At 39.6% G+C, this 6281-nt stretch carries 7 protein-coding genes and 4 tRNA genes; 10 read left to right on the top strand and 1 reads right to left on the bottom strand.

Translation table 11 applies throughout. The annotated features are described in order from the left end of the window. Nucleotides 1-4 precede the first annotated feature (4 nt). From HZL42_RS06685 to HZL42_RS06665, 5 genes are all read left to right on the top strand, one after another. A tRNA-Asn gene (locus tag HZL42_RS06685) sits at nt 5-77 on the top strand. Between the two features lie 53 nt (nt 78-130). Continuing rightward, nucleotides 131-203, top strand: a tRNA-Thr gene (locus tag HZL42_RS06680). Between the two features lie 114 nt (nt 204-317). Beyond that, a tRNA-Tyr gene (locus tag HZL42_RS06675) sits at nt 318-400 on the top strand. A gap of 6 nt (nt 401-406) precedes the next feature. Further along, nucleotides 407-478, top strand: a tRNA-Gln gene (locus HZL42_RS06670). A gap of 93 nt (nt 479-571) precedes the next feature. Further along, nucleotides 572-1273 (top strand): GntR family transcriptional regulator, encoded by a 702-nt coding sequence (locus HZL42_RS06665; RefSeq protein WP_219282802.1) that lies wholly within the window; start codon nt 572-574, stop codon nt 1271-1273. A 32-nt stretch (nt 1274-1305) separates the two neighbouring features. On the opposite strand, the gene HZL42_RS06660 is transcribed toward HZL42_RS06665, so the two are convergent. Further along, nucleotides 1306-2037, bottom strand: a complete 732-nt coding sequence (locus tag HZL42_RS06660; RefSeq protein ID WP_219282801.1) for a WecB/TagA/CpsF family glycosyltransferase — start codon at nt 2035-2037, stop codon at nt 1306-1308. Between the two features lie 74 nt (nt 2038-2111). On the opposite strand from HZL42_RS06660, the gene HZL42_RS06655 reads away from it, so the two are divergent. From HZL42_RS06655 to HZL42_RS06635, 5 genes are all read left to right on the top strand, one after another. Then, complete coding sequence (locus HZL42_RS06655; protein WP_219282800.1) at nt 2112-3575, top strand: nicotinate phosphoribosyltransferase; 1464 nt, start codon at nt 2112-2114, stop codon at nt 3573-3575. Between the two features lie 22 nt (nt 3576-3597). Further along, nucleotides 3598-4425 (top strand): ammonia-dependent NAD(+) synthetase, encoded by an 828-nt coding sequence (gene nadE, locus HZL42_RS06650; protein WP_219282799.1) that lies wholly within the window; start codon nt 3598-3600, stop codon nt 4423-4425. Nucleotides 4426-4440: 15 nt separating this feature from the next. Continuing rightward, on the top strand, nt 4441-4860 hold the full coding sequence (locus HZL42_RS06645) for a hypothetical protein (RefSeq protein ID WP_219282798.1): 420 nt from the start codon (nt 4441-4443) through the stop codon (nt 4858-4860). 87 nt (nt 4861-4947) lie between these two features. After that, nucleotides 4948-5388, top strand: coding sequence for a SprT family protein (locus tag HZL42_RS06640; RefSeq protein ID WP_219282797.1), 441 nt, complete (start codon nt 4948-4950; stop codon nt 5386-5388). Nucleotides 5389-5407: 19 nt separating this feature from the next. Continuing rightward, nucleotides 5408-6280, top strand: a complete 873-nt coding sequence (locus tag HZL42_RS06635) for a homoserine kinase (RefSeq protein WP_219282796.1) — start codon at nt 5408-5410, stop codon at nt 6278-6280. The last annotated feature ends 1 nt before the right edge of the window (nt 6281 follow it).

Here is a 6281-nt window from a genome sequence, read left to right as displayed (position 1 = left end):
TTATTCCGGCATAGCTCAGTTGGTAGAGCACCTGACTGTTAATCAGGTTGTCGACGGTTCGAGCCCGCCTGCCGGAGTTATAATTTGATAGAGTGCTAACTTTGGTTAGCACTTTTCTGTTATATTTCATGCCGGCTTAGCTCAGCTGGTAGAGCATCGGTATCGTAAACCGAGGGTCACAGGTTCAAGTCCTGCAGCCGGCATAAATATAGCCACTTAGTTCATTAAATTGCAAAAAAATCATAATTTGCTATTGACTATTAGGCTGTATTTAGGTATTATATTAATTGTCGTTTGATACGATACTTCTACATTTCGGAGGGGTAGCGAAGTCTGGCTAAACGCGGCGGACTGTAAATCCGCTCCTTCGGGTTCGGTGGTTCGAATCCACTCCCCTCCATATTATTGGGCTATAGCCAAGTGGTAAGGCAACGGGTTTTGATCCCGTGATGCGCTGGTTCGAACCCAGCTAGCCCAATCTTAAAGCTGATTAACTAATATGTTAATCAGCTTTTTTAGTGCAGTTGTTTTATAATGGTGATAATAATTTAAATTAGAGGGGATTGATAACTTGAGTTCGCCTATTTATATTCAAATTCATAATGTCATTAAACGCAAAATTGAAGATAAAGAATGGTTAATCGGTGATCGGATTCCTTCTGAACGCGAGCTTGCTAGTTATTTTAACGTTAGCAGGATGACGTTGAGACAGGCTATACAGACACTAGTTGATGAAGGAATTTTAGAACAACATGTTGGCTCTGGAACTTTCGTTGCTAGTTCAAAGGTTCAAGAAAAAATGTCCGGAGTTACTAGTTTTACTGATATTATGGTCTCTCAGGGGAAACAGCCAGATAGCAAAACCATCTCTTATCACGTAATGGCACCATCACTTAGTGAAATGGAAAAGCTAAAGATCAATCAAGATGACAAGGTATTAAGAATGGAGAGAATTCGCTATGGTGATGGAGTGCCAATTTGCTTTGAAGTTGCTACCGTCCCCGAGCGAATTGTGGATGGGCTTAGTAAGTCAGATGTTACTAGTTCATTATATCGTGCCCTTGAAGAGAAAAAGGACCTGATTCCAAGAAAAGCGCATCAAACGGTCTCAGCGATGCTAGCTTCTGAACGAATTGCTAATTACCTGGATGTAAAGAAGGGTGATTCTATTCTACAGTTACGTCAAATTACCTATTTACAAAATGGATTACCATTTGAATACGTTCGGACACAGTACGTAGGGAAACGATTTGAATTTTATCTCGAAAAATAAAGTCGTAGTTGAACTTTTCATCAACTACGACTTTATTTTGATTTACGAACTAATTTTAAATACTTGGGAATGATCATTATCCTAGGTAAGCGACTAGGTTCCTTAATTAACCGATAGAGCCATTCTAAGTGGTGGTTAATCCAAAATTGCGGCGCCCGTTTTACATTGCCTGAGAGGACGTCAAAACTACCGCCTAATCCAATCCATAATCCGTTATTTAAGTGTCGATACTTCGCAATAAATGCTTCTTGTTTGGGAGACCCTAATGCTAAAAAGACCATATCAGGTTGTTGATCTTTAATTTCTGATGCGACTTCTTGATCCGATTTAAAATAGCCATCACGAATCCCGCTAATTTTAATGCCTGGATATTGTGATTTTAAAACAACCTTTAAATCGTTAATTACGTCGGGTTTTGCCCCTGCAAAATATGCGGACTTGTTATTTTGGCTTCCCCACTCTAGGAGAGCTTTAAAGATGTCAAATCCAGTAATGCGTTCCTGAATTGGTTGCCCGATCATTTCTGACGCTTTAATAATGCCAATTCCATCAGGAGTGACAAAGTCAGCACTTGATAAGATTGATTGATATTTGGGGTTTTGGTGGGCGTAGTAAGCAATTTCGGGATTTACGGTAGCGATAAAGGTGTTTTCTCTTTGGTTAATTCTAGCTTGAATAATTTGTAAAAAATAGGTAAAGTTAGTATTAATATATGAAACATTTAAAATTGAGGTCGTTTTTAGCTTATCGTTCAATAAAACCATCCTTTCAATGTATAATGTTAATTATAATTGATTGAATTTGTTTATCAAAGATTATTTTTGAGGTGTAAATACAGATGTCACTAAAAGACTATACAAATTTAACGCTTCATACTGATGATTATGAAATCAATATGATGCAGACTTATTTTTCTAAAAAAATGCAAAATCGCCGAGCGGTTTTTGAAGTCTTCTTTAGAAAGATGCCGTTTGAAAATGGTTATGCAGTTTTTGCTGGACTAGAGCATGTAATTGATTATATTAATAATCTTCATTTTACAGATGCTGATATTCAATACCTAAGTGGGCATGGTGAATACACTTCTGAATTTTTAGATTTCTTACGTAACTTTAAATTTAAGGGAACCATTCGATCCGCTCAGGAAGGTGATTTGGTTTTTAATAACGAACCAATCATGCAGGTGGAAGGTAGTCTTGCTGAATGTCAGTTAGTAGAAACTGCCATCTTAAATATCGTTAACTATCAAACGTTAATCGCTACGAAAGCATCCCGGATTAGACAGGCAGTTGGTAACGATTCGCTAATGGAATTTGGTTCTAGACGGGCTCAAGAAACATCCGCTGCCCTTTGGGGAACTAGAGCGGCATACATTGGGGGCTTTAATTCCACTTCTAACGTGTTAGCTGGTCAATCGTTTGGGATTCCAATCAGTGGGACCCATGCCCATTCACTAGTTGAAACCTTTGGACATGATTACGATGCGTTTAAGGCATATGCTGAAACCCACAAGAACTGCGTCTTTTTGGTGGATACCTATGACACACTTAAGAGTGGGGTTCCGAATGCGATTAGGGTCGCTAAGGAAATGGGCGATAAGATTAACTTTTCCGGGGTTAGAATTGATTCTGGTGATATGGCTTATCTTTCCAAGCGGATTCGTGAAATGTTAGATGCCGCCGGTTTTAAGGATACTAAGATTATTGCTTCAAACGACCTTGATGAGAATACGATTACTAGTTTAAAGATGCAAGATGCTAAGATTGATGTTTGGGGAGTCGGGACGAAGCTAATTACCGCCTTTGATCAACCAGCCCTCGGGGCAGTTTATAAGATGGTTTCCGTTGAACAGGCAGATGGAACCATGCGGGATACGATTAAAATTTCTAATAACGCTGCAAAGGTATCCACTCCCGGCAAAAAGCAGGTCTGGCGGATTAATAAGCATTCTGATGGAAAATCAGAAGGTGATTACGTGGCGTTAAGTGATGAGGATCCTAGAAACCAAGACAGCCTTTACATGTTCCATCCGCAGTTTACCTACATTAATAAGACCTTGACTGATTTTGAAGCAACCCCCATCCTAAAGCCAATCTTTGAAGATGGAAAACAAGTTTACAATGCGCCATCATTAGATCAGATTCAAGAACACGCAAGTCAGGCACTAGCTTCACTATGGCCTGAATACAAACGGCAGTTAAATCCACAGGATTATCCAGTGGACTTATCCAAGAAGTGTTGGGATAATAAGATGAATTTGATTGAACAGGTTCATGACTACGTTCAAAAACTAGACTACTAAATTTCAATTGGGGGGCAAAATAATGAGACCTTTACAAAAGAAAATTATTGCTGATTTAAAGGTAAAACCAGTGATTGATCCGCACCAAGAAATTAGAAATAGCGTTGAATTTTTAAAGGATTATCTTAAGCAAAATTCATTTTTAAAAACGCTAGTTCTAGGCATTTCTGGTGGGCAGGATTCTACATTAGCAGGTAAACTATCCCAAATGGCAATTAGTGAATTACGTACGGAGACTGGTAATGATGACTATCGATTCATTGCGGTTCGGCTTCCCTATGGTGAACAAGCTGATGAAGCTGATGCAATGGATGCAATTGAATACATGCAGGCAGACCAAACCGTGCGGGTCAACATTAAGCCAATGGCGGATGCTGCAGTAAGTGCAGTTGAAGGAGCTGGGTTCCCAGTTAGTGATTTTAATAAGGGGAACATTAAAGCTCGCGAACGAATGATTGCCCAATATGCAATTGCCGGAGAAACCGCTGGAGCAGTAGTTGGAACTGACCATGCTGCAGAAGCAGTCACTGGTTTTTACACTAAGTATGGTGATGGAGCCGCAGACATTACCCCATTATGGCGACTAGATAAGCGCCAGGGGAAAATGATGCTGGAAGCATTGGATGCGCCTAAGCATCTTTACACGAAGGTACCAACTGCTGACCTAGAAGATAATCGGCCGGCGTTGCCTGACGAAGCAGCCCTAGGGGTTCGTTATTCGGACATCGATGACTACCTTGAAGGCAAGGATGTTAGTCAAAAGGCTGCAGAAACAATTGAAAACTGGTATATTAAGACTGAACACAAACGGGAATTACCTGTAAATATCTATTCCACATTTTGGAAATAAAAGGAGTTAATAAATATGAAGGGCGCAAAAATGAGTAACTATGCACCAACTGTTTCACAATTAATTACGGAAACAGATAAGACTGGAGAAAAGCTTTCCAAGTACTATGAACCACTAAAAAAAGCATTGGATAAGGATGATTTATCCAAAATTAACCTAGCAGAAACTAAGGAAAAATTTCAAAATGGGACTACTTTTTATAAGGAAACCCTCCGCAAGTTGAAAGTTCTAGGAGTTCCAGCTAGAATTATTGGAAAGCACAAGTTATTGGTAGGTGCATACTCTGATTATGCTGATGCTTGCCAAGAAATGGTTGATAGTATCAACCCTGATGATAACACGGTCGATAAGGGAGCTTTCAAGGATTCTGAAGACGCTCAAAGCGATAGTGTTGCACGAGTAATTAAATACACCCAAAAAATTTTAGTGGGCTAATTAAGGCGGGGAAACCCGTTTTTTTAGTAACTGGATAATAATATTATCGCGTATTTTACATTAATAACTAAAGAGGAGATCTTATTATTGTCCAATCAAGAATTACAACGATTATGCGAGCAGATATCCAAAAAATATTTTGCTCGTTCTTTTAAGCACCGGATTTACTTTAATCCCCGGTTAAAAACAACTGGTGGCCGCTACTATTTAAAAACTCACGATATCGATATTAACCCTAAAATGCTGACTGTTTTTTCTAAGGCGGTTTTGGTGGGCGTAATTAAACACGAGCTTTGTCACTATCACTTACACTTGGCTGGCTTTAGTGGTCAACACCGGACAAAGGAGTTTAAACAACTCTTGGCTGCTGTGGGTGGATTGAAGTTTGCTCCCCGAGTTGATCAACCTAAGTACACCTATGAGTGTTTAAAATGTCATTATCAATACCGCCGCAACCGATTGGTGAATACGAGTAAGTTTGTTTGCGGGAAGTGTCGTGGTAAGTTAAAATTAATTGCAAAAAGATAATTAAGGAGTGATTTTCGCAGTGGGAAAAATTATTATTCGAGTTCCAGCAACTGTTTCTAACTTAGGACCAGGAATTAATTCGTTTGGTTTGGCGTTGCACCTCTATTACACTGTAATTGTTGAAGAAGAAACTGATTATTGGCGGGTTAACCACGCACTGGGCGAAAATATTCCTCATGATGAAAATAACTTAATTGTTCAAACAATTTTGAATTTAGATCCGAAAATTCATCCCCATCAACTAACGGTAATGTCCGATATTCCAGTAGAGCATGGCCTCGGTTCTAGTACCACTGCTGTGATTGTTGGAATAAAAATTGCAAATGCATTGGGGGACTTAAAACTTTCCATAGATGATCAAATGCAGATTGCGAATAAAATGGAGCGGCATTCAGAAAACGTAGCTGCTGGATTTTTAGGTGAATTAACGGTTTCACAGGTTCATAACGAAAAGCTGACCGCAATTAAAACTAAAATGCCAGACATCTCCGCATTAATGTTTATAATGCCCCGCGGAAAAGTGGGTAAAATTGAACTCCCCACGCAAATTGATAGCCAGACGGCATTAGCAAATAGTAACGACGCGAACCTACTATTAGCTGCGTTAATGACTGATAACTGGCCGGTTGCATCAACCCTAATTGAGGGCCGTTATTTTGGGGAACAGAACCTAAAACGCGATCAGGATAATTTAGATTTAATTCAGACTGCAGCCCATGCATTGGGCATTTATGGAACCTTTATTAGTGGAAGTGGTCCGGTCATTGTTTCCCTTGGCAAACGGGATGAACTAATCAAGCTCCGGGATCAGTTGAGAACTGATAAACGATTGGAAGGAAAGGTTCGCGTAATGGCTTTAGACCGTGAAGGGGCAACCGTTCGTGGAGAATAAT

Source organism: Lactobacillus sp. Sy-1, assembly GCF_019303535.1.
In the GTDB taxonomy this organism is placed as follows: Bacteria; Bacillota; Bacilli; order Lactobacillales; family Lactobacillaceae; genus Nicoliella.
Note: the sequence above shows the minus strand (reverse complement) of the source record. Positions and strands in the feature narration are given on the sequence as shown.